This window comes from Corallococcus sp. BB11-1 (assembly GCF_026626625.1).
Lineage (GTDB): Bacteria > Myxococcota > Myxococcia > Myxococcales > Myxococcaceae > Corallococcus > Corallococcus soli.
The window spans coordinates 1-25,016 of the sequence record NZ_JAPNJY010000004.1 but is presented as its reverse complement, the minus strand read 5'-3'; the positions used below and the strand labels follow the sequence as shown (position 1 = coordinate 25,016).

Sequence of the window (25,016 nt, the reverse complement as noted above, 5' to 3'; positions counted from 1 at the left end):
ACGCGGCCCGTCAGGGCCCATGGCCCTCTCAACCCATTCCGTTCAGGGGTGGCGGTTCGAGCAGGCAAATGGCCGCGGACACGGCACCGCAGGTGGACTGCCGCGCCATGGAAGGCGTCGCGTTGGCGCCGCGCCCTGGCAGCTACTCCTCGTCGCGAAGCCAGAACCACTGTTCGTTCGATGCCAGCGCGCCCGCCAGGAAATCCCCGAACGAGCCCGCGATGCGGCGGCAGTAGTACGGGTCCGGGAATGCCTCGCGGTAGCCGTCGATGATGGGATACCGCCCGTCGTGCTGTTCGCTCACGTCCACGATGATGTAGTTGCTGTCCCGGACCTCGCATGTCGCGTACCACGACGCGGGTCCGGCCCTGTCGGAGTCATCCTTGAGCATGACCACCCGCGCACGCCGAATCATCGCCAGCGGAAAGAAGCGGAATGCCGGGTCGATGACCCGACCGTGTTCGGGACTCCATTGGCCGAAGAGTTCGGCGCCGTCGCAGTGCAGGTAGAACGCGCGCATGTCCGCGTCCAGGCGCCACCCCATGCATTGCTCGAACGCATCGATTTGCGCAGGCGTCGCAGGGCGGGGGGCGTGGTGCAGGCGTGAAACCTCTTCGAGCAAGGCGGTCATTCTCATGCGGCTACTCTCCGTAGGGGTAGCTCCCCCCGGGACTCGTCCACGGGGGCTGGTTCGCGTAGCACTGGTTGTAGGGCGTAAGCAGGTTTTCGTGGAGATCCTTGGGGAACGGGATGATGTTGTCCCAGTCGGTGGGATTGCCTCCATGCTTGAGGTCGCGGATGTGGTGCCCCTGGTACGGGTCCCCGTTGGCCTCGCGGGGCCACTCCCCGAACTTCTCTGACCACCGCTCCCGAAACCCCGTGCGGATGTTGTTCCACTTCCTACGGGATGCCTCGGTCTGAGCGTTGCTGAGCGTCGAGTAGTTGCAGCAGCAGTTCGCCATCCCGAACCGACTTCCGGCCCGCACAATGTCGCCCGTGAAGTCCATCTTCACGTCCGCAAGCCAGATGCAGCCTTGGAGTGCGAATCCCTCCCCGGAGCACTTGTCGCGGCAGTAGTTCATGATGCTGGAGCTGCACTGCCAGGGGCCGTAGAAGATGACGGTGCGGAACTGCCCGCCACCGGGCACGTTCACCTGGGGGCCAACCCACTTCCGGATACCGCCCGTGGTGGTCATTGCGCCCTCGGCGCATGCCGTGAGGCACGCGAGGGCCAGGACCGCAAGACAATGCCGGGAAGGCGTGTTGTTCATATTTTTCATGGGCGCGGACCCTACTGGCGGCGCCGACAAGCCCGCTACCCCAGATGGGATACGAAACCTGTCAACATGAATGAGACAGCGAAACTGAGAGATGGGTGAGCAGCCCCCTGTGATTTGGGAAGCGGAGCGGGGTTGTTGATCCAGACGGCGTTCGGAAGAGCCTGGGGCTTCGGAGGGCCGTGGGAGAAGCGCTCGGGGTGGGCGGCGAAGGCGGCGGTGAGGACGGTAGCGTGGGTCGCGAGGCGCGCGGCCTCCGCCTGTCCTCCCGGCCGGAGAATCGTGGGGCACTGGACGACAGGTCCACGATGGTCGACTCCACGCCGACCCTGGAGGGCCCCCTCCAGCACCAAGTCCACGTCGTTTCCCAGGTACTGCTCCACGAACTCCGCTGTCGTCGGCCTCTGGCGTCCGAGACGGAAACCGCTCGAAGGCCTCTCATGCAGTTGTTTCAGTCCAGTAGTCCGACAAGAGTTCGGCCTGTTGCAATACGGTGTCCGTGGCCGACTCCTGCTTGTCCGGCGGGTAGCCATGCTTCCAAAGGGTGCGCTTCACGATGACGCGGAGCTTGGTTCGCACGGACTCCTTCACGGTCCAGTCGATGGTGACGTTGCGGCGCACGGTTTCCACCAATTCACGCGCGAGGGCTCTTGGCGTTTCATCACCGAGGTCCTTCACCGCGCTATCACAGAGCGCTGGTGACGCTCTGGGGCTGCTGCTCGCGGTGCTGAGGTCCGCGCATGACGCGTCCGGCCTGGATGCTCACCACGAGCCCCAGCAGTCGCACTCAGCGCGGAGTCATGCGCCCGCCAATCTCCGGGAAGCGCTCATACGCGCGCATCAGCGCATCAAGGTGCGAGGGGTTGTCGAGTTCGAGCGGTGTATCGGTGAGCCGAGCAACCCACCCCCCCGTCGCAGTGCGCCGCGCCCGAGAGAGCAGGTCTGTATCGCGCGATGGATCCGGGAACCCGATGGCATGCGCGGCAGCGGCAGACCAGTAGTTCAGCCATCCGAGGCGCTGCGGAATCTCAGGCGAGCGGATCTTCTCTGGCAGCTTGAGTGCTGGCAGTCCCCGGGGCGGAATCCCTGGCTTATGTACCGAATCACGCGTTTGCCTTGCGATCTCCACCCCCGCGCCAGATGGCGTCGCATGCCCCCAAAACGCGTTGGCCGCCTCTGCCACGCCTTCAAGCACATCCGCCGCCGCGGCGATAACCGCCGCATCCAATGGCAACTCCGCATGGATTTGGAACAGTGGCTGGCCGCCTGGGCTCGCACTCGCGGATCGCTTCACCCCGGAAATCATCACGGGGTAGCTCTCATCTGCGTTGCATAGCAGCGGGAACTTGCCGCTCGCGGTCGCCTCAGCCAACCACGCATCGCGCTGAGGCAACGCGGCAAGCCGCCGCTCCTCGGTGACTCTGCACTCCAGGCGCAAACCGGGGAGTGCCCGCTCCATTCCATGGACGACAGCGAGCGTGCGACCGCCCATGGCGAGGAGCGACGGCGCGTAGACAATGACGTCGAGAGTGCTTCGCGTCGTCATCGCGTGCACCCCGTGACGACGATCTCCAGTTCGGGCGCCGCACGCTCCAGCGCGTCTTTCGCCCGGGCGCTCACTCCTTCCGGGGCGCTGCCGCACGCGACAGCCGATCCCGCACGGCGATGCCCAATCCACTCGCCAAAGGCAGACAGGCCACGAGCACGTCGTGGCCCTGCTCATCCGCTTCCCGCAGCCTTGCGTACAGGACGCGCGCGGCCTCCGCTGGCTCCCCTGGCACGTCGAACCGCTGCACGTCTCCGGGCAGTGACAGCGACACAGGGCCCAGCACGCCCACGCGCAGGCCCTGGGCCCGCAGCGCTTCCACCCGCTGACCCACCTCGGAGGGCTCCGCCAGCACCACGCCCGCGCGGGGCGCGTAGTGCGACGCCAGCGAACCGGACACGCGCACCGTTGTGGACGCGCGCACCGGCACCGCCCTGCCCAGCACCCGCTCCACCTCCTCCGTCGCCAGGCCTCCCGGCCGGAGAATCGCGGGCGCACCGGACGACAGGTCCACGATGGTCGACTCCACGCCCACCGTGGACGGGCCCCCATCCAGCACCAGGTCCACGTCGCCGCCCAGGTCCTGCTGCACGTGCTCCGCCGTCGTCGGGCTCACCCTTCCGAAGCGGTTGGCGCTCGGCGCGGCCACGCCTCCGCCCATCCTGCGCAGCACCTCCAGCGCCACCGGATGCCCCGGGACCCGCAGGGCCACCGTGTCCTGGCCCCCCGTCACCGCGTCCGTGGCCCTCGCCGTGCGCGGCAGCACCAGGGTCAACGGCCCCGGCCAGAACGCCTTCGCCAGCGCCTGCGCTTCGTCCGGAATCACCCGGGCCCACTGGGACAGGTGCTCCGCCCCGGGGATGTGCACGATGAGCGGGTGGGTGGCCGGCCGGCCCTTGATGGCGAAAACGCGACGGACCGCCAGCTCGTCCTCGGCGTTGGCGGCCAGTCCGTAGACCGTCTCTGTTGGCAGGGCGATGACACCGCCGCGTCGCAGCAATTCGACTGCACGGTCGAGGAGGTCGGGATTAAGCATGCTCGGTCGCAATCTCCCCCCAGGAGCACCCATGGGCAAGTCGCACGTCTTCGATGCGCGCAGCCAGATGCCAGTCCCCACCGCCGACCTCTTCGCCTGGCACACCCGCGAGGGCGCCTTCGAGCGCCTGTCGCCCCCCTGGGAGCCCGCCGAGGTCGTCGAGCGCACCGGCGACGGCATCCGCCCCGGCGCCCGCGTCGTCGTGAAGATCCACCTGGGCCCCATCCCCCAGCGCCTGGTCGCCGAACACACCGGCTACGAGGAGGGGGCTTCCTTCCAGGACACCCAGCGTGAAGGGCCCTTCACGAAGTGGGTCCACAACCATCGCGTGCACCCAGGCCCCACCCCCCAGGCGTCCGTCCTGGAGGACGCGGTGGAGTACGTGCTGCCCGTGGGCGCCCTGGGCGACACCTTCGGCGGGGGCTACGCGCGAAAGCGCCTGGAGCGCGTGTTCGCGTACCGCCACACCCTCACCCGCATGGACCTGGACCGCCACGCCGCCTTCAAGGAGCAGGGCCCCATGACGGTGGCCATCGGCGGCGCCTCGGGCCTGGTGGGCAAGGCGCTGGCGTCGTTCCTCACCACAGGCGGCCACCGCGTGAAGCGGCTGGTGCGCGGCCGTGCGAACGTGGCCCGGGGCGACATCGCCTGGGCTCCCGACAAGGGCACCGTGGACGCCTCGGGCCTGGAGGGCGTGGACGCCGTGGTGCACCTGTCCGGGGCCAACGTCGCGGAGGGGCGCTGGTCGGAGGAGCGCAAGCAGGAGATCCTCAAGAGCCGCACGGAGAGCACCCGCGTGCTGTGCGAGGCCCTGGCCCGGATGGAGCGCAAGCCCCGCGTCCTGGTGTGCGCCTCCGCCATCGGCCTCTATGGGAGCCGGGGCGACGAGGAGCTGACGGAGACGTCCGGCGTGGGCGGGGGCTTCCTCGCGGACGTCACGCGCCAGTGGGAGGCCGCCACCGCGTCCGCGGAGGCCGCGGGCATCCGCGTGGTGCACCTGCGCATCGGCGTGGTGCTGGACGCGAGCGGCGGGGCGCTCGCGAAGCTTGCGCCCGCGTTCCTCGCGGGAGGCGGTGGGCCCATCGCCTCCGGGAAGCAGTGGATGAGCTGGGTGTCACTGGAGGACGTGATTGGCCTCATCCACTTCGCCATCGGCACCCCGGCCGTGCGCGGCCCGCTCAACGCGGTGGCCCCCAACGCCGTGCGCCAGGGGGACCTGGCCCGGGTGCTGGGCAAGGTGCTGCGCCGCCCCTCCCTGTTCCCGCTGCCGGCGGCGGTGGTGAAGACCCTGTTCGGGCAGATGGGGGAGGAGACCCTGCTCTCCAGCGCCCACGTCCTGCCTGCGGTCGCCCAGGCCCACGGGTTCCCCTTCCTGTTCCCCGACCTGGAGGGCGCGCTGCGCTTCACCCTGGGCCGCACCACGGAGGGCGCGGAATTCCGCCACACGTAGGCCCGTGCTTGACACTCCCGGGGCGGGGGGCCAGAAGTGCGCCGTTTCCCCTCGCTTCGAGGAGTCCTGATGATCCAGGTCGAAGGGTTGACGAAGTACTACGGCGAGCACGCGGCCATCCGCGACCTCGCGTTCACCATCGGTCAGGGTGAAGTCATCGGCTTCCTGGGCCTCAACGGCGCCGGCAAGTCGACGACGCTCAAGATCCTGGGGTGCGTGCTGCTGCCCACGTCGGGGCGCGTCGTCATCGACGGGCACGACGTGGTGAGCCAGTCCCACGAGGTGCGCCAGCGCATCGGCTACCTGCCCGACGTGCCGCCCGTCTACGAGGAGATGACGGTGGGCGAGTACCTGGCCTACGTCGCCCGTCTGCGCGACGTGCCCGCGAAGGCCACCGCCGTCCACGTGGGCGAGGCCGAGGAGAAGACGGGCCTGCGCGACGTGCACGGCGAGGTCATCTCCACGCTCAGCCACGGCTACCGCCAGCGCGTGGGCCTGGCGCAGGCGCTGGTGCACCGGCCCGCGCTGCTCATCCTGGACGAGCCCACCAGCGGCCTGGATCCGCTCCAGATCGTCGAGATGCGCGACGTCATCCGCGGCCTCAAGGGCGCGCACACGGTGCTCGTGTCCAGCCACATCCTCCCGGAGATCTCCCAGACGTGTGACCGGCTGCTCATCATCCACAAGGGCGCGCTGCTCGCGCAGGGCAGCGAGGAGGAGCTGTCGCGCAGCCTGGGCGGCCCGTCCATCGAGCTGGAGGTGCGGGGCTCGCGGGCGCGCGCGCTGGAGGTGCTCCAGCCGTTCGGCGCGGTGGAGGCGCGGCCGGGGGAGGGCGAGGTGCTGGGGTTGAAGGTGGCGGCGTCCCCGGAGCTGCGGCCCCAGGTGGCGCGGGCGGTGGTGGGCGCGGGCCTGGAGCTGCTGCGGCTGGACGCGGGGGCGGGGCAGTTGGAAGCGCTCTTCCTCAAGCTGACGGGGCAGGAGGTGCGCGCGTGAAGGCGCTCCTGATTGCCCGCCGCGAGCTGGCCGGCTACCTGCGCACGCTCAGCGGCTACGTCATCCTCGCGGTCATCCTCGCGGTGAACGGGCTGTTCTTCAACGCGTACGCCCTGGGCGGCGCGAGCAAGCGCTCCGCGGAGGTGCTGTCCGGCTTCTTCTACTACTCCAGCGGGTTCACCATCGTGGCGGCCATCCTGGTGTCCATGCGGCTGCTCGCGGAGGAGCGCCAGACGGGCACGCTGCCGCTGCTCTACGCGTCGCCGGTGCGCGACCGGGACATCGTGCTGGGCAAGTACCTGGCGGGGCTCGCGTTCCTCGCGCTCTACCTGCTGTGCACGCTGTACATGCCGCTGCTGGTGCTGGTGAACGGCAAGGTGTCCTTCGGGCACGTCGCGGCGGGCTACCTGGGGCTGTTGCTGCTGGGCAGCGCGTCGCTGGCGGTGGGGACGTTCGGCTCGTCGCTGGCGAAGAACCAACTGCTCGCGGCCATCTTCTCCGCGGTGATGCTGGTGGCGCTCATCCTGTGCTGGCTGCTCGCGCGCATCACCGAGCAGCCCCTGTCGGACGTCTTCAGCGCGATGTCGCTGTGGAACCAGCACTTTCCCCCGTTCCAGGCGGGGCTCATCCACGTGCGGGACGTCGTCTACTACCTGGCCGTGACGTACGTGGCGCTGTTCGCGGCGACCCGGGTGCTGGAAGCGCGGAGGTGGCGATGAGCACGACGGGTTCTTCCGGCACCGGGTTGGCCGCGACGGTGGCCTTCGTCTCCGGGCTGGTCGCGGTCTTCCTCGCGGAGCGCGTGCTGGGCGCGGGCTCCGGCCGCGTGGCCCTGGCCGCGCTGGGCACCGCCGTCGCCGTGGGCGCCACGGGCTGGCGAGGGGTGCGGATGCTGGCGGCCCCTCCGGCGCGGCGCCCGGCGGAGCGGTGGGTCCTGGCCTTGTACGGCGTGGGGCTGGCGGCGCTGGTGCTCTACTTCCTCCAGGGAGACGTGGGCACGGCGCTCTTCGGGGCCCCGCTGTCGCGCTCCGCTCCGAGGCTGGCGGGCGTGCTGGCGGTGTTGTTCCCGGCGCTGCTCGTGTGCTCGCTCCTGCCGCTGGCGCTGGTGGAGGCCGCGCTCATGGCGATGGCGCGCGCGCCGGTGCCGGAGACGGGGCGGGTGCGCAGCGCGCTGTTCTCCGGCCTGGGCATGGCGTTCGTGGGCGTGTTCGCGTTCGCGGCCACCTACGTGGCGAGGAAGGCGGACGCGACCTGGGACCTGTCGTACTTCCGCACCGCCCGGCCGGGCGAGGCGACGCGCAAGCTGGTGCTCGGCCTCAACGAGCCCCTGCAGGTGACGCTCTTCTTCCCGCCCGCCAACGAGGTGGGGGAGGCGGTGCGGCAGTACTTCCGCGACCTGGAGCCGCAGAGCCCGCTGCTCGGCGTGGAGGCGCTGGACCAGGCGGTGGAGCCCGCGCGGGGCAAGGCGCTGGGCGTCAGCAACAACGGCTCCGTGGTGCTGTCGCGCGGGGACCGCAAGGAGGTGCTGACCCTGGGCATGGACCTGGAGCGCGCGCGGGGGCAGCTCCAGCGGCTGGACGCGGAGGTGCAGCGGCGGATGCTGTCGGTGGCGAAGCCCCGGCGCATCGTCTACCTCACGGGCGGCCATGGGGAGCGCGCCGACACGCGGCCCGTCCCCGGCGAGGCGGCCCGACCGTCGGTGTCGCAGTTCAAGGAGCTGCTGCGCTCGCAGAACGTGGACGTGCGCACGCTCACGGTGGCGGAGGGGCTGGGCACGGAGGTGCCGCGCGACGCGGCCATGGTGGTGGTGCTGGGGCCCACGAGCGAGCTGCGCCCGGAGGAGGTCACCGCGCTGCACGAGTACTGGGCGCAGGGCGGCCGGCTGTGGATTGGACTGGAGCCGGAGGGCGCGGGGCTGGAGTCGCTGCTCAAGCCGCTGGGGCTCCGGTCGCTGCGCGTGCCGCTGGCGAACGACCGCGTCTACTTCCGCACCGCGCGTCAGGTGAGTGACCGGGGCAACCTGGGCACGGCGAGCTTCTCCTCGCACCCGTCCGTCACGTCGCTGTCCGCGCTGGGCTCCCAGGCGGCGGTGGCGTTCCCGGGCGCGGTGGCGCTGGAGCTGGTGTCGCCGCCCGTGGCCGGCGTGAAGCTGGACACGAGCGTGCGTGCGCATGCGGAGACCTTCGCGGACCTCAACGGCGACTTCGAGCCCCAGGCCGGTGAAGTCACGCGGGCGTGGCCGCTGGTGGTGGCGGTGGAGAGGCCGGCGGCGGGGGAGGGCAAGCCCGCGCCGCGCGCGGTGGTGCTGGCGGACGCGGACGCGCTGGGCGACGGCATCCTGGGCAACGTGGGCAATGCGTACCTCGCGGTGGACACGCTGCGCTGGCTCTCCGGGGAGGAGGCGCTCTCCGGGGTGACGACGAGCGAGGAGGACGTGCCGTTGCAGCACACGCGCGCGCAGGACGTCGCGTGGTTCTACGCGACCGTCTTCCTGGCGCCGGTGGTGGTGCTGGCGGTGGGCTTCTTCGTGACGCGCAGGCGCGGGCGGCGGGCGCCCCGGAGCGCCGCGACGGTGGGAGGTGCGCGATGAAGGCGCGCGACGTGGCCGTGCAGGGAGTCCTGGCGGGCGTGGCCCTGGTGGCCGCGTTCTTCGTGTGGCAGCGCGAGCCGTCCCGCGCGGTGGGCGAGGTGACGGTGGAGGACGCGCAGGTGCGCTCGCTCGACCGGATCCGCTACGACGATGAGACGCGCTTCGTGGAGTTGTTCCGCGACCCCCAGGACCGGGAGTCCATCTGGGTCCGCCTGGGCAACAAGCCCGCGAAGCCGAAGCCCGCGGATGCGGGTGACGCCGGTGGTGATGCGGGCGCGCTCGTCCGCGCGGCGTCCGACGCGGGTGCTGCGGATGCGGCGTTCCTCACGGTCGCGGCGTCCGATGCGGGCGCGGGTGCTCGCGCCGCGGATGCGGCCTCTCGCTCGAGCGCAGCATCCGATGCCGGAGTCGCTGCTCGCGGTGTGGACGCGGGAGCCCTCGCGACCCCGGGCTCCGAGGCTCCCCCCGCCCCCGTGGCCCCGCCCCGCGAGCTGCGCGGCAACGACCTGGCCCAGACGCTGTTCGCGAGGTTCGCCCCGCTGCGGGCTCAGCGCGACCTGGGCGTCCTGGACGCCCAGAAGCTGGAGGAGATGGGTCTCGCGAAGACCGAACGGGCGCTGACGCTCACCCTGGACGGCACCCCGAGGACCTTCCGCATCGCGGCGCCTGCCTCCGGCTGGGGCGCGCCCTACCTCCAGCGCGACTCCGACGGCCACGTCTTCCTCCTGGGCCCCGCGCTGCTGTCGGACCTGGAGGCCGCGTCCAGCCGGCTCGTGGACCGTCGCCTGCACACCTTTGACGTGGACGGCTTCGACCGCGTGGTCATCAGCGCTGGCACCGCGTCCCGCGCCTTCGTGGCCAGCGGCAGCCCGCCGGGCGCCGTGCAGCTCTCGCCCGTGGACGCCCCCGGCGCGCCGGACGACTTCGCCCGCAACTGGCACGACCGCGTGTGGCGCCTCACCCCGGTGGAGTTCCTGGGCCGGGGCGAGTCCCCGCCGGGCCCCGCCCCCACGCCCGCCTTCCGCGTCGAGTACCAGCGCGCCGGCAAGCCCGTGGGCGACGTCACGTTCGCGAAGACGCCGGACCACATGTGGTACGCGCGCACGGAGTTCACCCCGGGCTGGACGCGCATGGGCGGCGGCCTGGAGTCCCTGGCCGAGGAGGCCGTGAAGCTCACCGCGCCCCCGCGCTGAGCCCGCCCTCCATGTCCAGCCGCACGTCCACGAAGCTGTAGCCCGCCCAGGGGCCGGTGAAGCGGAAGGCGTACACCTCCGTGCGCGCCACCAGCGTCTTCAGCCGCGCCTCGAAGGCGGCCACCGCCGCGCGGTCCACCAGGAAGGCCGCGTTGAGCAGCATCCGCTCCCCCAGGGGCGCGGACTCGTGCGTGGCCGCCACCAGCGGCGCCAGCCCGGTGCGCAGCACGTCCATGTCCCGCGTGGTGCGCTCCAGCAGCGCCAGCTCCAGCCGCTGCTCGTGGTCCTCCTCGGGCTCGGAGGGGCGCCGGGCCAGCTCCGGTTGCTCCGCCTCCAGCCTGCGCGCCAGCGCGTCGCGGTGGCAGTACACCTTGAGCCCCAGCTCCACGCGCCCCTCCAGCACGTCCAGCGCGCGCACGAGCGGTGCGTGGGCCACGCGCAGCAGCTCCCGCACGCGCTCCTCCGACGGCAGCACCGTGCCGAAGGCCACCGGCACCAGCGTGTGCTCGCGCAGCACCGCGTCCGTCACGCGCTGGTGCGTCAGCAGGTGCGCCCGCGTGGGGGCCACCCTCAGGCCCGCCGTGTCGGACACCAGCGCCAGCAGGTCGTCCTCGCGCACCGCGTGCACCGGCGACGGGCCCAGCCCCGTGAGCTCCGCCGCCCAGCCGCTCCGCGCCCGCACGACGGCGTAGAGGTAGCGAGCCCTGCCTTCCCGCGACACTTCCGCCTGCTGCTTCGTCGCCATGGCGTGCTCCGCCTTTCGGCTGGGGCGGCGCTTCAGCGTGCCTGGGCCGCCTCGCGCCGTTCGATCATCTTCTTCACCTGGTCCACCAGCGCGTCCGGCAGGCACGGCTTGGTGACGTACGCGTCACACCCGGCCTGGTTCGCGTCCTCCGAGTGGCCCTTCAGCGCATGCCCGGTGAGCGCCACCACCGGGATGTGCCGCGTGCGCGCGTCGCCCTTCAGCCGGCGCGTCGCCTCCCAGCCGTCCATCACCGGCAGGGACAGGTCCATCAGGATGACGTCCGGCACCAGCTCGAAGGCCTTGTCCAACGCCTCCTGGCCGTTCTTCGCCTCCGCCACGCGGAAGCCGGAGAACTCCAGGTACTCCGCGTACATCTCCCGGGCATCCTGGTAGTCGTCCACCACCAGCACGAGCGGCTTGGGTTTTTCCGGGGTGTTCGTCATGTCCGTCTCGCGCGTCGTGGAAAGTGCAGGGTGAAGGTCGAACCCTGGCCCGGGCTGCTCTGGAGGGAGACGCGCCCCCCCAGCATGGTGGCCAGTCGACGGCAGATGGACAGGCCCAGCCCCGTGCCCCCATAGGCCCGCGTGGGAGAGCTGTCCACCTGCTGGAAGTCCTCGAAGATCTTCTCCTGGTTCGACAGGTCGATGCCGATGCCCGTGTCCTTCACCGAGATGGAGAGGATGCCGGTGCCGTTCTGATACTCCGCCGACACGTGCACGCTGCCCTCATGCGTGAACTTCAACGCGTTGGACAACAGGTTGAGGACGATCTGCTTCACCTTCTGTCGGTCGGTCCACACGCCCGGCAGCCCTTCCTCCAGGTGCGTCTCCACCGTCAGCTTGCTGCGCGCGATGATGGGGTCCATCTCCGCCATCACCTCCTGCAGCAGCTCCGGCAGCCCGAAGTCCGTCAGGTGCAGCGGCATCCGCCCCGCTTCGATGCGGGTGATGTCCAAAATCTCGTTGATGACCTCCAGCAGGTGCCGCCCGTTGGAGTCGATGCGGGTGAGGTTCCTGCGCTGCGGGGGCGTCATCTCCCCGGACACGCCCTGCAGCAGCATGTTGGTGTAGCCGAGGATGGCGTTGAGCGGCGTCCTGAACTCATGCGACATGTTGGCCAGGAACTGGGACTTGGCGGCGCTCGCCTGCTCCAACTGGATGGCCTGCCGGCGCAGCTTCTCGTTCTGCTCCGCCAGCTCCGCCGTCGCCGACAGCACGCGGGCTTCCAAGTCGCTGGAGACCTCCTTCACCCGCTCCAGCAGCCGCGCCCGCTCCAGCACCTCCGTGCGGTCGTGGAAGACGGTGACGATGCCGGTGAGCTCCCCCTGGTCGCCCAGCACCTTGTTGGCCGTGGCCTCCATGGGCACGGGCGCGCCGGTGGAGGGATCATCCAGTGTCAGCTGGCTCTTCCACCGCGACACGCCCGCGTTTTCGGGGCCCAGCAGGTGGGAGAGGAAGGAGCCGAAGAGCGCGTCGTTGGCGCGCACCCGGCGTCCGGAGGCCTCGCCCGTGTCGTGGAGCTGGGCGAAGAGGCGCTCGGCCGGGTCGTTCATCATCACCATGCCGCCCGTGGGGTCGGACAGGATGATGGGGGCCGCCACCGAGTCCAGCACCCGGTCCAGCCGGTGGCGCTCACTGCGCGCCTCGCGTTCGGTCGCGCGCAGCTTGCGGTAGCTCTCGCCCAGCGCCTGCGCGGCGCGGCCCAGGTCCGTCACGTTGCGCAGCACGCTCACCACCACCGCGGGCCCGTCCGGCGCCAGCACCGGCGTGGTGACCAGCTCGAAGAGCAGGTCCATGCCCTCCACCGGATCCACCAGCGGCACCTCGCGCCGGTGCACGCCCGCCCCCGTGGCGCCGCCCTGCGCGAGCGTGTCCCGGAACAGGCGCTGGTTGAGCTCCACCGCGCGCGCGCGGCCGGGGCTGGCGTCCGGCCCCGCCACCAGCAGCGCCTCCGCGCGGCCATTGGCGAAGAGGACCGCCCCTTCCGGGTCCGTCAACAGCACCGGATCCGACACCGCGTTGATGACCCGGCGCAGGAGCCGGTCCGGCTCCGGCCGGCGCGGCGTCCGCGCATCCGAGGCCAACAGCCGCGCGAGCAACGGCCCCGCGCACGCCGCCGCCCACGCCACGTCCGGCGGCACGCCCGGCCCGGACAGCCCCAGGGTCAGCAGCGCGACCGCGGGCGAACCGGGCCGGCCCAGCGGCACCGCGAGGACGCCACCCGCGAAGGTGCTCCCCTCCAGCGCGTCCGCCGCCAGCCACCGGGCCCCGGGCCGGGTGCGGAAGGAGAACAGGGGCGAGGCGGGCTCGTCCCACGCCCGCGCGAGCGTGAGCTGCTGGGGAGCAGAGAGCCCCTCGGCCGCCAGGCACGCGGACGCCGCCCCGCTGTCGCCCGGACCCAGACAGGCGACCGCGATGCCGCACTGCCGCGCGAGCCACTCCACCATTGCCCGCGCACAGGCGGTGGCGGACTCGCAGGCGAGCAGGTGCTCGGCGAGCACGAGGCGCGCCCCGGCATCGGCGTCGGCGGGGGGCAGTGGGGCTGGAGACGCCACGAACTTAGGCTCCGGGTGAGGGTGCACGCGGCGGAAGACCGCGTTCCGGCGAGTCTGCGGTGCGGACCTCCGAAAATGCCACCACGATGCGCGCCTCCCGTTCCATGGAGGCCGCGGGGCTTCGCGCCGTCGGCTCCCGCGCGGCGAAGCGCAGCCCCCGGTCCAGCATCCGGTCCAGCAGGTCCACCAGGCTGGCCGCGCCAGCGATGCGTTCCACGGGCATTCGACACCGCTCCTGGGTCCGCCCGGCACGCGGACCTGTGGCCCCTGGGGTTCTAACGCGCTGGGGTCGCTGTGCCCCAGTCCGTCCTTCCCGGGGGCCTGACTTGCCAACACCCGGGGCGGGGCTCTGTTGGGTCGCACACACCCCATGCTGGGCAGGCGGCCGGCCGGGGCACGGCAGGCGTGGCTTATGCCCGGGAAGGCGGATTCCTAGCCTTCCACCATGAATGACGAGCGCCTGAACAGATCCCTCTGGACCGTCACGACCCCGCCCCGGGACTTTCCCCCCTTGCAGGGCGACCTCGCCGTGGACGTGGCCATCATCGGTGGCGGCATCGCGGGGTTGACGACAGCCTGGCTGCTCAAGCGCGCCGGCAAGAAGGTGGCGGTGCTGGAGATGCACCGCATCCTCTCCGGCCAGACGGGGCAGACGACCGCGCACCTCACGGAGCTGCTGGACACGCCGTACACCACGCTCCTCCAGGACTTCGGCGACAAGGGCGCGCACCTGGCCGCGTCCTCCAGCCGGGCCGCCATCGAACAGATTGCCTCGCTGGTGGAGACGCTCTCCATCCCGTGCGGCTTCACCCGGGTGCCCCTGTTCAAGTACGCGGAGACGGACCAGGAGCTGCGGGAGCTGCTGCACGAAGTGTCCGCCGCGCGGCAGGTAGGGCTGCTGGCCTCGTTCACGAAGGACGTGCCCCTGCCGTTCCCGGTGAAGGGCGCGCTGCGCGTGGAGGACCAGGCGCTGTTCCACCCGCGCGAGTACCTGCTCGCGCTCGCGGACGGCCTGCCCGGGGACGGCTGCCACCTGTTCGAGGACACCAAGGTGGTGGAGATCCACGACGGCGCGCCCTGCCGCGTCGTCACCGAGCGGGGCACCGTCACGGCCCAGGCCGTGGTGGAGGCCACCACCACGCCGCTCAACCGCGTGGCCATGCACACCAAGCTCTTCCCCTACCGCACCTACGCGGTGGCGGGGCCGCTGGAGGGCCCCCTGGAGGCGGGCCAGTACTACGACAGCCGGGACCCCTATCACTACATCCGCACGCAGCAGGTGGACGGCGTGCCGTACGTCATCGTGGGCGGCGAGGACCACAAGGTCGGAGCCGAGGAGGACACGGCCTCGTGCTTCACCGCGCTGGAGGCGTACGCGCGCAAGCACCTGCCGGTGAAGCGGCTCACCCACCGCTGGTCGGGACAGGTCATCGAACCCGCGGATGGCCTGCCCTATATCGGACGCAACGTGGGCAGCCGCCACGTGTACGTGGCCACGGGCTTCTCCGGCACGGGCATGACGTTCGGGACGCTGGCCGGCATGGTGGTGTCGGACCTCATCCTCGGCAACGAGAACCCCTACGCCGCGCTGTACGCCCCGGGCCGGGTGACACCGAAGGCCAGCGCGAAGGACTTCATCCAGGAGAACGCGGAGGTGGCCTTCCGCTTCGTCGCGGACCGCCTGGCGAAGCCGGATGGCCACCACCTGGCGGACGTCGCCCCCGGTGAGGGGAAGATTCTCGAAGTGGACGGTCGCAAGGTGGCCGTCTACCGCGAGGACGACGGCACCGCGCACGCCGTGTCTCCCGTGTGCACGCACCTGGGCTGCCACGTGCATTGGAACAACTCGGAGCGCTCCTGGGACTGCCCGTGTCACGGCGGCCGCTTCAGCCCCACGGGCCGCGTGCTCAACGGCCCCGCCGTGAAGGACCTGCCGTCGCGGAAATTGCCGGTGAAGTGAGAAGCGGAGGTGGGTGGCTTCCATTCAGGAGCCTCCACCCCCATCTATCAGCACCTGCATTTCAACCACCCTGGGGGACGACATGAACGCACTGGAGCTGTTGAAGCAGCAGCACGAAGAGGTGGCGAAGCTGTTCAAGAAGTACGAGAAGCTCGCGGATCACGACGACGAGCAGCGCCAGGAGCTCTTCGAGCAGATCGCCGACCGGCTCGGGGCGCACGCGAAGATTGAAGAGCTGTACTTCTATCCGGCGCTCAAGAAGGAGGACACGGAGGACGAGCTGCGCGAGGCCGTGGAGGAGCACCTCGTCGTCAAGCGCCTCATCGCGGACCTCTTGAGCATGGAGGCGGACGAGGAGGAGTTCGACGCCAAGATGAAGGTCCTCCAGGAGAACGTGGAGCACCACGTCGAGGAGGAGGAGAAGGAGCTCTTCAAGTCCGCGCGCAAGCTGCTGAGCAAGGAGCAGCTGGAGGACCTGGGCATCCAGATGGAGGAGGAGTTCGACTCGCTGATGGACGGCGAGCCTCGCATGGACGTGCCGGAGGAGACCGACCGCGCCGCGCCCATCTAGCGTCAGCCAGGGGTGGAAACGGGGTTGCGCGTGGCGGGGGGCCGGGCAGCATGCGGCCCATGCCGCGCGCTCCCGCTCCGTCCCCTTCCGTGCTCCCCGAAGCGTACACGCCCGCCGTGCGGCGCTCCCTGCTCCGGGCCGACCCGACGCTCGCGCCGCTCTTCAAGACGGTGGGCCCCTTCCGCATGGAGCGCAGTCCGCTGCACAGCCCCTTCGAGGCGCTGGCGCACTCCATCGTCTACCAGCAGCTCCACGGCCGCGCGGCGGCCACCATCTTCGGGCGGGTGTGCGAGCGCGTGGGGAAGGGCAGGGCCTTCACCCCGGAGAAGCTGCTCGCGCTCCCGGACGCGACGCTGCGCGAGGCGGGCCTGTCCGCCAACAAGCTGCTGGCCATGCAGGACCTGGCGCGCAAGACGGTGGACGGCACGGTGCCGTCGCTCGCCCGCGTGCGCCGCATGTCCGACGCGGACCTGATTGAGCACCTCACGCGGGTGCGGGGCATTGGCCAGTGGACGGTGGAGATGCTGCTCATCTTCCGTCTGGGCCGGCCGGACATCCTGCCCGTGGACGACTACGGCGTGCGCAAGGGCTTCATGGTCGTCCAGGGGCTGAAGGACATGCCCAAGCCCAAGGCGCTCCTGGCGTACGGCGAGCGCTGGCGGCCGTACCGCACGGTGGTGAGCTGGTACCTGTGGCGGGCGGCGGACCTGCCCGTGGGCACCTTCGCTCCGCCCCCGGGCGACTAGGCGCTCGGGGGCCGGGAGCGCACCCGCACGCGGAGGTGCCGGTGTTCGGCACTGCCCAGCCTCCCAGGGGGCTGAGCGGCCTGCCGTGGCGGGCCGCGTGGCGGTCTACATCTCCCGGCCGTTGAAGGGCATCGGGGTGAGGGTGGAGAGGTCCACGCCCTCCAGGCAGCGCACGTTGATGGCGAACATCCGCTTGCCATCCGGGCCCACGCCGGTGCCGTAGGACTCCACGCCGCAGGTGGGGCAGAACAGGTGCTCGATGACCTTCTTGTTGAACTGGTAGAGCTTCTGGCTGTCCACCCCGGACACGGGCTTGAACTGCTCCGGCGTCACGAAGTTCAGCAGCAGGCCGCGCTTGGAGCAGATGGAACAGTTGCAGCTCACCACCTGGGCCATGTCCGTCTGGACCTCGTACTTGACCTGTCCACAGTGGCATCCGCCCGCGTACGTCTTCATCTCCGCCATGTCGCTTCCTCCAGGGGTTCGTGAGGCCCGGGCCGGCAGCAGGTGCTCCGCCTACCCGGACAGGGGCGGGAATCAACGACAGCGGCGGCGCGACCGCAAGCGACCCCGGGAGCACAGCGGGCCCCCGGGGCGCTTTTAGCGGTGCGTCAGGACTTCACGTCCTCACGGGCTGGGCCGTGGGCGCGGGGGAGAGCCGGCGCAGGGGCGCGAGCAGCATGAGGAACGCCGCGGACAGCGCGACGCCCAGCAGGAACACGTTCGGATAGCCCCAGCCGCCGAACCGTGGATCCGCGAGCAGCCCCGCGAGCGGACCCGCGGGTCCCTTGCCCGCGGCCTCCACGCTGGCCAGCAGCGTGTAGTGCGTGGCGCCGATGCGGCGGTCGGTGCGCGACATCATGAAGGCGAACATCACCGTGGTGAGCGCGCCGCCGAAGAGCTCCTCGGTGAGGGTGACGCCCAGCACGCCCGCGTCGCTGACGCCCACCTGCGTGAGGAGCCACCGCCCGCCCAGGGGCAGCAGGCGCAGCGTCCCGGTCAGCGCCACCGCGCCCAGCAGCGGCAGGCGGCTGGCCAGGAGGCCGCCGCAGGTGGAGCCGATGAGCGACGCGGCGGTGCCCCACGTGCCCACCCACAGGCCTATCTGCGCGGGGGTGTAGCCGGCGTCCACGAGGAAGGGCTTGTAGAGGACGTCGGACATGGACTCGCCCAGCTTGTACGTGCCGATGAAGAGCAGCAGCCACCCGGTGCCCGGCAGCGTGAGCGCGGCCTTGAGGCGGGAGAGCAGCGCGGGCCAGTCCAGCCTCGGGGCGTCCGGGCCCTCCTGCTCCCGCGGGGGCGGCTCGCGCACGAAGAGGACGACGGTGAAGACCAGGAGGCACAGCGCGGCCATGAGCAGGAACAGGCCCGACCAGCCGATGCGCGCGCTGGCCCACACGAGCAGCCCGCCGCCGGTGAGCATGCCCAGCTTGTAGCCCACGACCTGCGCGATGTTGCCCAGGCCCAGCTCCTCCGGACGCAGCAGGTCCACCGCGAAGCCGTCCACCGCGATGTCCTGGGTGGCGGCGAAGAGGTTCATCACGAAGATGAGGCCCAACAGCAGCGGCAGGGATTCGTGCCGGGAGGCGAACGCGGCCCCCACGCACGCCACGGCCAGGCCCGCCTGCATGGGCAATATCCACGAGCGGCGCCGGCCCACGCGCCTGGAGCCGTAGCGGTCCACGAGCGGGGCCCACAGCGCCTTGAGCATCCACGGCAGCGCCAGGAAGCCCACGAACCCCAGCGCGGCCAGGGAGACACCGCGCGTGCGCAGGTAGACGGGCAGCGCGGTCACCTGGAAGCCGAACGGCAGGCCCTGCACGAAGTAGAGGGCGCACAACAGCCACAGCCGGGACGGGATGCGTCGCATGGTCGCGCGTGAGCCTATACTCCCGGCCCCCCAGCGTGTGGGGACGGGCAGGAGAGGGACGCATGCCGGAGCAGGCTGGAGCCGAGTCGGGACTCATCGTCGTGGAGCTGTCCGCCGACCACGAGCTGGAGGCGGACCACGTGGACGCGGTGGTGGAGGTGAAGGCGTCCGCCTTCTTCACCGGCAACGCGGCGTTCACCAACGCGAGGGAGGTGGCGGTGCTGGTGCGCGCCCTGGAGGAGCTGGGCGTGCCCCGGACGGCGGTCACCCTCCAGTCGGTGCAGGCGGAGATGTCGGAGGGGCTGCTCACGCGCTCCTCCACGGCGGTGTACATGCTGCGCATCCGGCTGGAGCAGGTGGAGCGGCTGGGGGACGTGCTCGCGGCCCTCAGCGCGATGAAGCAGGCGGCGCTGCGCGAGCTCAAGTGGGGCTATTCGCGCGAGCTGGAGCTGCGCCAGGACTGGCTGGAGGCGCTGGCCCGCGAGTCGGTGAAGAAGGCCCGCCGCGTGGCCGCCGGGCTGGGCGTGAAGCTTGCGGGGCTGCACCGCTTCTCCGAGAAGACGCTGGAGGCGCACCTCTTCGCCACCGGGCGGGGGGGCTACAACGTCGGTGACGAGGGCTCCTCGGTGCCGATGTCCGTGGGTGGCGGCTACAGCAAGGGGCGCGTGTCCCTGGGCTTCCCCCTGTCGCACCGCAAGAAGGTGCACGTGATGGCCACGGCGGAGTTCCGCAGCGTGCCGACCCCGGAGTCCTGAGCGGGGCCGGCCCGCCGCGCCTCAGGTCGCGGGCGTGTGCTGGAGCACCAGCGCTTCCAGCCGCTGCAGCGCCTTGTCCAGCGTCTCCCACGAGGGGCCGAAGGACAGGCGCACGTAGCTGCGGAAGCGCGAGGCCCGGGCGCGGCGCTTGCCCGGGTTCACGTCGAAGAACTCGCCGGGCACGGTGATGATCTTCTGCTCCAGCGCGGCGCGGAAGAAGGCCATGCCGTCGTTGAGCGGCGCGGGCAGCCCGGACAGGTTGCCCCAGACGTAGAACGTCCCGTCCGGCGCCCGGTCCGTGCGGATGCCCAGCCGCTCCAGCCGCGAATGGAACTTGTCGCGCTTCTCCCGGAAGGTGGCGTGGATGGCGCGCGTCTCCGCCACCACCGTGTCCTCCTGGAGCAGCGGAATCGCCGCGCGCTGCAGGGGCCGGCTGCCGCCGCCGTCCAGGAAGCTGCCCGCGCTCGACACCGTGTCGATGACCTGCTTGGGCCCCACCGTCCACGTCATGCGCCAGCCCGGGTAGCGCCAGTTCTTGGTGAGCCCGTCGAAGAGCACCACCGGGTCGCGGTTCACGTCCTCCACGTACCGCGCGGCGCTCTCCACCGGCAGCACGCCCGGGCGGCCCGTCCAGATGTAGTGCGAATAGAACTCGTCGATGAGCAGCGAGCACTCCAGCTCGCGCGCGACGCCCACCCACCGCGCCAGCTCGTCGCCCTGCACCAGCTTGCCGGTGGGGTTGCACGGGTTGGAGAAGAGCAGGGCGGACAGGCCGCGCCCCTGGATTTCGCGGCGCAGGTCGTCGTGGGTGAAGGCGTAGCCGCGCTCACCCTCCAGCAGGATGGGGATGGCGGTGAACGCCTTGAAGACGTCCAGCAGCTCCTCATACGCGGTGTAGTCGGGCAGGAAGTGGCCCAGGTTCACGCTGCCCAGGCTGGCCGCGGCGCGGGTGAGGGCCGCGCGGCCTCCGCCGGACAGGCACACGTTCTCCGCGCTGTACTGGCCAGGCATCCCCTTGCGGTAGAGGCGGTTGTAGAGGCTGGCGATGGCCTCCCGCACCTCCCACAGACCCGCGACGGGGGCGTACTCCTGGTCCGCCATGTCCACCGTCACCTGGCCCACGCGGGGCGGGGCCCCGGGCAGGTCGCCCGTCTCCGGCTGCCCCTGGCCCAGGTTGCACCAGTCCGGGTCGCCGGGACGGTAGCCGCGGCGGGTGGCCTCGGCGGTGACGAAGATGACGCCCGTGCGGGGCACGGTGCGGAACGCATGCAGGGGGACGCTGTCGCTCACGGAGGGCACGCTAGCGCGCCCACACTCGCGGCGCAGCCTTTCCGCTCCAGCCCCACCGTGTCCTGGGGCGGAAACAAAGCGCCCCCCGGTGTCTCCACCGGAGGGCGCCAGGCGCTTCATTTCAAACGGTGCAGCGGGCCACCTCTACGACTCCAGGCCCACCGCCGCCGCGTGGATGACGCTGGCGATGCGAACCGCGTCGTGCACGTGCTCCTCGGAGAGGCCGCCATCCAGCACGACCTTCTCGTGGGACTGGATGCACATCTCGCAGCCGTTGATGGCGCTGACCGCGAGGCAGACCAGCTCGAAGTCCACCTTGTTCGTCAGCACCTGCGCCAGCCGGTTCATCCGCAGTCCCGCCCGCTTGGTCGCGTACGACTCCTTCCCGATCATGTGGCGGAAGCGGTAGTAGACGTTGTTCATCGCCATCAGCGAGGCCGCCGCACGCGCGTCCTCGATGACCGGCCCGGACTTCTCACCCAGCGCCTGCTTCGCCTCGTTCAGCATCGCCTCCTTCAGCCGGTCGTTCCGGACGGCGAAGGCGCATGCCACGGCCGTACCCCAACGCTGCTCCGGGGTGAGGGTCGTGCTCTCCAGGACGGCGGAGAGGTTGAGGCGGGTGTCCTTGTGGGCGTCCGCGAGTTCGCTGCGGACGACTTCGAGCGAGGCCATGGTGGGTTACCCCGCCTTCTGCAGCTTCGTGGTGAGCGTCTCCTCACCCTTCTGCCAGTTGCACGGGCACAGCTCGTCCGTCTGGAGCGCGTCCAGCGTGCGGACGGTCTCCTTGACGTTGCGGCCCACGGACAGGTCGTTCACGGACACGTGGCGGATGATGCCCTCGGGGTCCGCGATGAACGTGGCGCGCAGGGCCACGCCCTCTTCCTTGTGGAGGATGCCCAGCGCGCCGGACAGCTCACGCTTGATGTCCGCCAGCATGGGGAAGGGCAGGTTCTTCAGGTCCGGGTGGTGCGTGCGCCACGCGTGGTGCACGAACTCGCTGTCGGTGGACAGGCCCAGGACGACCGCGTCGCGGTCGTTGAAGTCCTTGTTGTGCTTGCCGAACTCCGCGATCTCCGTGGGGCAGATGAACGTGAAGTCCTTCGGCCACGCGAACAGGACGGTCCACTTGCCCTTGTAGGTCTCGTTCGTGATCTCCTGGAACTCCTTGTTCTTCTCCAGGCTCACGGTGCCCTTCAGCTTGAAGTTCGGAAGCTTGTCGCCGACGGTCAGCATGGGATTCGACTCCTTGGGATGGGGGGCGGGCCATCGTGGTCCACCCCAGAGGTTGTGGTTGCTACGGTGTAAAGCAGCGGCCGTGCCAATGCTTCAACTGCTGTGATTCCAGGGGCTTGCATCTGACCCTCGAATTCGCACCGGCGGGGCGGTGCTGCCGGGAAGGTGATTAACGAAATCCCGGTGCCTTTCGCCACTGCAATTTCGGTGAGTCCTTATTATCGGTAACACATGCCGGATGAACTGATGGGGCGCCACCCGGAAGTGACGCAGGATGCTCGGGAGCTGGTCGAGCTGGCAACCACCGAAGAGGGGGTGGGGGAGCTGCTCCGTCGAGGACTGGACTGGCTGACGCGGGTGGTGCCCTTCGACCTGGCCACGCTCTTCCTGCTGAAGGAGGGGAAGCTGGAGGCCGTCGCTGCGCGCGGGCCGCTGGCCAACCAGGCGGTGCGCAAGCACTCGCTCCAGCTGTCGGACTTCCCGTCGCTGCGGCACGCGCTGGAGACGCGCCGCGCGCGGGCGTTCACGGAGGAGGACCACGCGCACGGGGACGGCGACCCGTTCGACGGGGTGCTGGACCTGCCGGCGGGGCACTCGTGCATGGTGGTCCCGCTGTGCGCGGGGGAGCGCTGCTACGGCGTGCTGACGTTGGATCGCGCGGAGTGCGTCGCGTACGCGCAGCCGGTGGTGGACCTGGTGGAGGTGTACGGGCAGATGCTGGCCACGGCGCTCCAGGGCGCCGAGCAGCGGGTGGCGGTGGAGCGGCTGCACCGGCAGGACCACGAGCACGCGAAGCTGCTGGAGTCGCAGCTGGGCGGGGACTCGGAGGGCATCCTGGAGTCGTCGCTGAGCCCGGTGATGCGGGACCTGTCGCGGCGGGCGCGGCAGGTGGCGGAGACGGACACGCCGGTCCTGATCACCGGTGAGACGGGCACGGGCAAGGAGCGGCTGGCGCGGGCCATCCACCGCTGGAGCGCGCGCCGGGACCATCCCTTCGTGTCGCTCAACTGCGCGGCCATTCCGGCGGGCCTGCTGGAGAGCGAGCTGTTCGGCCACGTGAAGGGCGCCTTCACCGGGGCGAACCGCGACCGGGCGGGCCGCTTCCAGATGGCGAACGGCGGCACGCTGCTGCTGGATGAGATTGGCGAGCTGCCGGTGGAGCTCCAGGCGAAGCTGCTGCGCGCGCTCCAGGAGAAGTCCTTCGAGCCGGTGGGCAGCGACAAGACGGTGAAGGCGGACGTGCGCATCCTGGCGGCCACGCACGTGGACCTGCACCAGGCGATTGCCCAGAAGCGCTTCCGCGAGGACCTCTTCTACCGCTTGAGCGTGTTCCCGCTGCGGCTGCCGCCCCTGCGCGAGCGGCGAGAGGATCTGCCGCAGCTCACGGTGTTCCTGCTGGAGGAGCAGGCGCGGCGCATTGGCCGCAGGGGCATGCGGGTGACGGCCTCCGGGCTGTCGCGGCTGGCGGCGTACGACTGGCCGGGCAACCTGCGCGAGCTGGCGAACGCGCTGGAGCGCGCCACCATCCTGACGCAGGGCCAGGAGCTGTCGGCGAGCGCGTTCGACCTGCCGGTGGGTGGGGGGCCGATGGGTGCGCGGATGGCCTCCGTGGAGGCCCCGGCGGCGCTGCCCGCCGGAGCGCCGGTGCTGACGCTGGCGGCCGTGCAGCGCGAGCACATCCTGCGGGTGCTGACGCTGACCCGGGGCCGCGTCTACGGCGAGGGCGGCGCCGCGGCGCTGCTGGGGCTCAAGCCGTCCACGCTGCAGAGCCGGATGAAGAAGCTGGGCATCGCGCGGCTGGAGGGCTTCACGGCCGAGGAGGCGTGAAGGACCTCTTCACGCGCTCCCGGTTCCTCTTGTCATGACTCGCGCGCCGGCTCAGTACCAACGGCCGTCCTCGCGGGCCTCGCGGCGGTCCTCGCGCATCTCCTGGCGGTTCTGCGACTGCTCGGAGCGCGCCAGCTGCACCAGGTCCGCCATCAGCATGCGCTTGCGCGCGACGCTGCCGCTGTCCATGCGGCCGTAGAGCCGCTCCAGCTGCTGGGCGATGCCGCGCGTCTGCTGCAGGGCGCGGGACTCCTGGCGGGCGTCGCGCACGTCGTCGCGGCGGTCCTTGCGGTCGTCGTGGCGGTTGCCGTCGTAGCGCACCTCGCGGGTGCTGGAGCGCACCTCGCGCTTGTCCTGGGCCAGCTCGCGGTGGGATTCGTTCAGCTCCGACGCGACATAGCCGCGCAGGTCCTGCTCCACCTGCATCAGGTCGCGTCGCGCGGAGCGGCCGCGAGCCGAGTCGTACCGGGCGAGCAGCGACTCCATCTGGCGCAGGTCGTGGTGATCATCGCGCGTCTCCCGCTGGTTCTGTCGCAGCTCCTGCCGGTTCTGGCCCTGCTCGGTGGGCCTGCGGAAGTCGTCTGCGTAGGCCAGGGCCGGGAGGGAAAGCGCCATCGTTGCCAGCAGCCACTTCGCCATGGGGAGTCTCCTTCAAGAGCGTGTCTGCCCTGATGGACGGGGCAGGGCGCCGCGCATTCAAAGGACCCCGACTCCCCATGGGGTACGACCCGGGCCTACGCCACCCCGAGCGCGCCCGTCGCCTGCGGCGCGGCGGGCTTCACCGGGTAGTGGGCCTCCTTGCCGAACGGCTGGTCGAACAGGCGCGGATCCGACTGGCGCGTGCGGAAGAGGTCCACGATGTAGTTCATCCGCTGATCCAACTGGCTCCAGTCGTTCGCGCCCGTGCCCTTGAGGCTGTCGGGCGAGGCGTCCATGCGCCCGAGCAGCTCGCGCAGCTTCGGGTTCTCGATGCTGCGCAGGTGCGGCGGGAAGAGGGTGTCCTCCATGCCCGCGGGCGGCGGCAGGTCGTTGCCCAGCTTCAGCGCCTCGCCGGGAACCGCGAGCTTCATCATGTGCTCGGTGGCGATGCCCCGGAACACCTCCGCCAGCTTGTCCACCAGCGGGTTGAGGACCAGGTCCACCACGCCCGTCTTGAGGGCGGCCTTGGCGGCGAGGTCCGCCGGGAAGGGCAGCGCGTCGGCGCCCGCCTCGATGCTCTTGTCGAGGATGCCGCGGAAGACCTCCTTCACGGGCGCGTTGAGCGCCTTCTCCACGAAGGACTGGAGCTGGGTCTGCTCGTGCAGGCCCACGGTGTTGTTGGCCAGCAGCATCAGCTCGGCCTTCTTGTTCGGGTCCTTCTCGAACATGGCCTGCGCGTAG

Annotated in this window: 25 protein-coding genes and 2 pseudogenes; 10 read left to right on the top strand and 17 right to left on the bottom strand. The window is 70.9% G+C overall.

The window, feature by feature from the left end; genetic code table 11:
• Nucleotides 1–142 precede the first annotated feature (142 nt).
• The 6 genes and pseudogenes from OV207_RS05600 to OV207_RS05580 all read right to left on the bottom strand — a co-directional run bounded on the left by OV207_RS05600 (nucleotide 143) and on the right by OV207_RS05580 (nucleotide 3,859).
• On the bottom strand, nucleotides 143–637 hold the full coding sequence (locus tag OV207_RS05600; RefSeq protein WP_267553228.1) for an SMI1/KNR4 family protein: 495 nt from the start codon (nucleotides 635–637) through the stop codon (nucleotides 143–145).
• Nucleotides 638–641: 4 nt separating this feature from the next.
• On the bottom strand, nucleotides 642–1,196 hold the full coding sequence (locus tag OV207_RS05595; RefSeq protein WP_267553227.1) for a hypothetical protein: 555 nt from the start codon (nucleotides 1,194–1,196) through the stop codon (nucleotides 642–644).
• Nucleotides 1,197–1,408: 212 nt separating this feature from the next.
• A pseudogene (locus OV207_RS37750) lies at nucleotides 1,409–1,510 on the bottom strand (IS3 family transposase); the annotation flags it as partial.
• A 205-nt stretch (nucleotides 1,511–1,715) separates the two neighbouring features.
• Nucleotides 1,716–1,955 (bottom strand): type I restriction enzyme endonuclease domain-containing protein, encoded by a 240-nt coding sequence (locus tag OV207_RS05590; RefSeq protein ID WP_267553225.1) that lies wholly within the window; start codon nucleotides 1,953–1,955, stop codon nucleotides 1,716–1,718.
• Between the two features lie 109 nt (nucleotides 1,956–2,064).
• Nucleotides 2,065–2,823: a DUF5953 family protein gene (locus OV207_RS05585; RefSeq protein ID WP_267553223.1), complete on the bottom strand. Its 759-nt coding sequence runs from the start codon at nucleotides 2,821–2,823 to the stop codon at nucleotides 2,065–2,067.
• Nucleotides 2,824–2,893: 70 nt separating this feature from the next.
• The gene (locus OV207_RS05580) at nucleotides 2,894–3,859 is read right to left on the bottom strand and encodes an L-threonylcarbamoyladenylate synthase (RefSeq protein ID WP_267553220.1); all 966 of its coding nucleotides are present in this window, start codon (nucleotides 3,857–3,859) and stop codon (nucleotides 2,894–2,896) included.
• A gap of 31 nt (nucleotides 3,860–3,890) precedes the next feature.
• Between OV207_RS05580 and OV207_RS05575 the strand changes: the two genes are divergently transcribed.
• The 5 genes from OV207_RS05575 (at nucleotide 3,891) to OV207_RS05555 (ending at nucleotide 10,085) form a co-directional block, all read left to right on the top strand.
• Nucleotides 3,891–5,309: a TIGR01777 family oxidoreductase gene (locus OV207_RS05575; protein WP_267553218.1), complete on the top strand. Its 1,419-nt coding sequence runs from the start codon at nucleotides 3,891–3,893 to the stop codon at nucleotides 5,307–5,309.
• A gap of 69 nt (nucleotides 5,310–5,378) precedes the next feature.
• Complete coding sequence (locus OV207_RS05570; RefSeq protein WP_193347319.1) at nucleotides 5,379–6,302, top strand: ABC transporter ATP-binding protein; 924 nt, start codon at nucleotides 5,379–5,381, stop codon at nucleotides 6,300–6,302.
• Nucleotides 6,299–7,021: an ABC transporter permease gene (locus tag OV207_RS05565; RefSeq protein WP_193347320.1), complete on the top strand. Its 723-nt coding sequence runs from the start codon at nucleotides 6,299–6,301 to the stop codon at nucleotides 7,019–7,021. Before OV207_RS05570 ends, OV207_RS05565 begins: the two co-directional genes overlap by 4 nt.
• The gene (locus OV207_RS05560) at nucleotides 7,018–8,892 is read left to right on the top strand and encodes a Gldg family protein (protein ID WP_267553215.1); all 1,875 of its coding nucleotides are present in this window, start codon (nucleotides 7,018–7,020) and stop codon (nucleotides 8,890–8,892) included. Before OV207_RS05565 ends, OV207_RS05560 begins: the two co-directional genes overlap by 4 nt.
• Nucleotides 8,889–10,085 carry a hypothetical protein gene (locus tag OV207_RS05555; protein WP_267553214.1) on the top strand — a complete coding sequence of 399 codons (1,197 nt, stop codon included), beginning with the start codon at nucleotides 8,889–8,891 and terminating at the stop codon, nucleotides 10,083–10,085. The genes OV207_RS05560 and OV207_RS05555 overlap by 4 nt, the downstream gene beginning before the upstream one ends.
• On the opposite strand, the gene OV207_RS05550 is transcribed toward OV207_RS05555, so the two are convergent.
• From OV207_RS05550 to OV207_RS05535, 4 genes are read right to left on the bottom strand one after another with little or no spacing between them, the layout of a single operon-like run.
• Nucleotides 10,066–10,830 carry a GvpL/GvpF family gas vesicle protein gene (locus OV207_RS05550; protein ID WP_267553212.1) on the bottom strand — a complete coding sequence of 255 codons (765 nt, stop codon included), beginning with the start codon at nucleotides 10,828–10,830 and terminating at the stop codon, nucleotides 10,066–10,068. The genes OV207_RS05555 and OV207_RS05550 overlap by 20 nt on opposite strands.
• A gap of 32 nt (nucleotides 10,831–10,862) precedes the next feature.
• Nucleotides 10,863–11,273 (bottom strand): response regulator, encoded by a 411-nt coding sequence (locus OV207_RS05545; RefSeq protein WP_193347324.1) that lies wholly within the window; start codon nucleotides 11,271–11,273, stop codon nucleotides 10,863–10,865.
• A complete protein-coding gene (locus OV207_RS05540; RefSeq protein WP_267553210.1) occupies nucleotides 11,270–13,384 on the bottom strand; it encodes a PAS domain-containing sensor histidine kinase in 2,115 nt (704 codons plus the stop codon). Before OV207_RS05540 ends, OV207_RS05545 begins: the two co-directional genes overlap by 4 nt.
• 4 nt (nucleotides 13,385–13,388) lie before the next feature.
• A complete protein-coding gene (locus tag OV207_RS05535) occupies nucleotides 13,389–13,607 on the bottom strand; it encodes a hypothetical protein (RefSeq protein WP_267553207.1) in 219 nt (72 codons plus the stop codon).
• Between the two features lie 222 nt (nucleotides 13,608–13,829).
• Here OV207_RS05535 and OV207_RS05530 point away from each other — a divergent pair, with 222 nt between their 5' ends.
• The 3 genes from OV207_RS05530 to OV207_RS05520 all read left to right on the top strand — a co-directional run bounded on the left by OV207_RS05530 (nucleotide 13,830) and on the right by OV207_RS05520 (nucleotide 16,661).
• Nucleotides 13,830–15,344, top strand: a complete 1,515-nt coding sequence (locus OV207_RS05530) for an FAD-dependent oxidoreductase (RefSeq protein WP_267553206.1) — start codon at nucleotides 13,830–13,832, stop codon at nucleotides 15,342–15,344.
• 82 nt (nucleotides 15,345–15,426) lie between these two features.
• Complete coding sequence (locus OV207_RS05525) at nucleotides 15,427–15,915, top strand: hemerythrin domain-containing protein (RefSeq protein WP_267553204.1); 489 nt, start codon at nucleotides 15,427–15,429, stop codon at nucleotides 15,913–15,915.
• Between the two features lie 50 nt (nucleotides 15,916–15,965).
• Nucleotides 15,966–16,661 (top strand): DNA-3-methyladenine glycosylase family protein, encoded by a 696-nt coding sequence (locus tag OV207_RS05520; RefSeq protein ID WP_267553202.1) that lies wholly within the window; start codon nucleotides 15,966–15,968, stop codon nucleotides 16,659–16,661.
• A 105-nt stretch (nucleotides 16,662–16,766) separates the two neighbouring features.
• On the opposite strand, the gene OV207_RS05515 is transcribed toward OV207_RS05520, so the two are convergent.
• Together OV207_RS05515 and OV207_RS05510 are read right to left on the bottom strand one after the other, a co-directional pair.
• Complete coding sequence (locus tag OV207_RS05515) at nucleotides 16,767–17,126, bottom strand: GFA family protein (protein WP_193347329.1); 360 nt, start codon at nucleotides 17,124–17,126, stop codon at nucleotides 16,767–16,769.
• 154 nt (nucleotides 17,127–17,280) lie between these two features.
• Nucleotides 17,281–18,531 carry an MFS transporter gene (locus tag OV207_RS05510; protein ID WP_267553199.1) on the bottom strand — a complete coding sequence of 417 codons (1,251 nt, stop codon included), beginning with the start codon at nucleotides 18,529–18,531 and terminating at the stop codon, nucleotides 17,281–17,283.
• A 62-nt stretch (nucleotides 18,532–18,593) separates the two neighbouring features.
• On the opposite strand from OV207_RS05510, the gene OV207_RS05505 reads away from it, so the two are divergent.
• On the top strand, nucleotides 18,594–19,286 hold the full coding sequence (locus OV207_RS05505; protein ID WP_267553197.1) for an SIMPL domain-containing protein: 693 nt from the start codon (nucleotides 18,594–18,596) through the stop codon (nucleotides 19,284–19,286).
• 21 nt (nucleotides 19,287–19,307) lie between these two features.
• Here the strand turns inward: OV207_RS05505 and OV207_RS05500 are convergent, their stop codons facing one another.
• From OV207_RS05500 to OV207_RS05490, 3 genes are all read right to left on the bottom strand, one after another.
• Nucleotides 19,308–20,576: a pyridoxal phosphate-dependent aminotransferase gene (locus OV207_RS05500; protein ID WP_193347333.1), complete on the bottom strand. Its 1,269-nt coding sequence runs from the start codon at nucleotides 20,574–20,576 to the stop codon at nucleotides 19,308–19,310.
• A gap of 144 nt (nucleotides 20,577–20,720) precedes the next feature.
• Nucleotides 20,721–21,248 (bottom strand): carboxymuconolactone decarboxylase family protein, encoded by a 528-nt coding sequence (locus OV207_RS05495; protein WP_193347334.1) that lies wholly within the window; start codon nucleotides 21,246–21,248, stop codon nucleotides 20,721–20,723.
• A 6-nt stretch (nucleotides 21,249–21,254) separates the two neighbouring features.
• Entirely contained in the window at nucleotides 21,255–21,809 is a 555-nt protein-coding gene (locus tag OV207_RS05490; protein ID WP_267553195.1) for a peroxiredoxin, read from the bottom strand.
• A gap of 231 nt (nucleotides 21,810–22,040) precedes the next feature.
• Between OV207_RS05490 and OV207_RS05485 the strand changes: the two genes are divergently transcribed.
• Nucleotides 22,041–23,636 carry a sigma 54-interacting transcriptional regulator gene (locus tag OV207_RS05485; protein ID WP_267553193.1) on the top strand — a complete coding sequence of 532 codons (1,596 nt, stop codon included), beginning with the start codon at nucleotides 22,041–22,043 and terminating at the stop codon, nucleotides 23,634–23,636.
• Nucleotides 23,637–23,687: 51 nt separating this feature from the next.
• Here OV207_RS05485 and OV207_RS05480 read toward each other — a convergent pair whose 3' ends face one another.
• Complete coding sequence (locus OV207_RS05480) at nucleotides 23,688–24,275, bottom strand: hypothetical protein (protein ID WP_267553191.1); 588 nt, start codon at nucleotides 24,273–24,275, stop codon at nucleotides 23,688–23,690.
• A gap of 95 nt (nucleotides 24,276–24,370) precedes the next feature.
• Nucleotides 24,371–25,016 (bottom strand): annotated as a pseudogene (locus tag OV207_RS05475) (hypothetical protein); the annotation flags it as partial.

Excerpts from the sequence above, each read along its gene's own strand:
- OV207_RS05600 (WP_267553228.1), bottom strand. The coding sequence starts at position 637 with ATGAGAATGACCGCCTTGCTCGAAGAGGTTTCACGCCTGCACCACGCC.
- OV207_RS05595 (WP_267553227.1), bottom strand. The coding sequence starts at position 1,196 with ATGACCACCACGGGCGGTATCCGGAAGTGGGTTGGCCCCCAGGTGAAC.
- OV207_RS05585 (WP_267553223.1), bottom strand. The coding sequence starts at position 2,823 with ATGACGACGCGAAGCACTCTCGACGTCATTGTCTACGCGCCGTCGCTC.
- OV207_RS05580 (WP_267553220.1), bottom strand. The coding sequence starts at position 3,859 with ATGCTTAATCCCGACCTCCTCGACCGTGCAGTCGAATTGCTGCGACGC.
- OV207_RS05575 (WP_267553218.1), top strand. The coding sequence starts at position 3,891 with ATGGGCAAGTCGCACGTCTTCGATGCGCGCAGCCAGATGCCAGTCCCC.
- OV207_RS05570 (WP_193347319.1), top strand. The coding sequence starts at position 5,379 with ATGATCCAGGTCGAAGGGTTGACGAAGTACTACGGCGAGCACGCGGCC.
- OV207_RS05560 (WP_267553215.1), top strand. The coding sequence starts at position 7,018 with ATGAGCACGACGGGTTCTTCCGGCACCGGGTTGGCCGCGACGGTGGCC.
- OV207_RS05555 (WP_267553214.1), top strand. The coding sequence starts at position 8,889 with ATGAAGGCGCGCGACGTGGCCGTGCAGGGAGTCCTGGCGGGCGTGGCC.
- OV207_RS05550 (WP_267553212.1), bottom strand. The coding sequence starts at position 10,830 with ATGGCGACGAAGCAGCAGGCGGAAGTGTCGCGGGAAGGCAGGGCTCGC.
- OV207_RS05545 (WP_193347324.1), bottom strand. The coding sequence starts at position 11,273 with ATGACGAACACCCCGGAAAAACCCAAGCCGCTCGTGCTGGTGGTGGAC.
- OV207_RS05535 (WP_267553207.1), bottom strand. The coding sequence starts at position 13,607 with ATGCCCGTGGAACGCATCGCTGGCGCGGCCAGCCTGGTGGACCTGCTG.
- OV207_RS05530 (WP_267553206.1), top strand. The coding sequence starts at position 13,830 with ATGAATGACGAGCGCCTGAACAGATCCCTCTGGACCGTCACGACCCCG.
- OV207_RS05525 (WP_267553204.1), top strand. The coding sequence starts at position 15,427 with ATGAACGCACTGGAGCTGTTGAAGCAGCAGCACGAAGAGGTGGCGAAG.
- OV207_RS05520 (WP_267553202.1), top strand. The coding sequence starts at position 15,966 with ATGCGGCCCATGCCGCGCGCTCCCGCTCCGTCCCCTTCCGTGCTCCCC.
- OV207_RS05515 (WP_193347329.1), bottom strand. The coding sequence starts at position 17,126 with ATGGCGGAGATGAAGACGTACGCGGGCGGATGCCACTGTGGACAGGTC.
- OV207_RS05510 (WP_267553199.1), bottom strand. The coding sequence starts at position 18,531 with ATGCGACGCATCCCGTCCCGGCTGTGGCTGTTGTGCGCCCTCTACTTC.
- OV207_RS05505 (WP_267553197.1), top strand. The coding sequence starts at position 18,594 with ATGCCGGAGCAGGCTGGAGCCGAGTCGGGACTCATCGTCGTGGAGCTG.
- OV207_RS05495 (WP_193347334.1), bottom strand. The coding sequence starts at position 21,248 with ATGGCCTCGCTCGAAGTCGTCCGCAGCGAACTCGCGGACGCCCACAAG.
- OV207_RS05490 (WP_267553195.1), bottom strand. The coding sequence starts at position 21,809 with ATGCTGACCGTCGGCGACAAGCTTCCGAACTTCAAGCTGAAGGGCACC.
- OV207_RS05485 (WP_267553193.1), top strand. The coding sequence starts at position 22,041 with ATGCCGGATGAACTGATGGGGCGCCACCCGGAAGTGACGCAGGATGCT.
- OV207_RS05480 (WP_267553191.1), bottom strand. The coding sequence starts at position 24,275 with ATGGCGAAGTGGCTGCTGGCAACGATGGCGCTTTCCCTCCCGGCCCTG.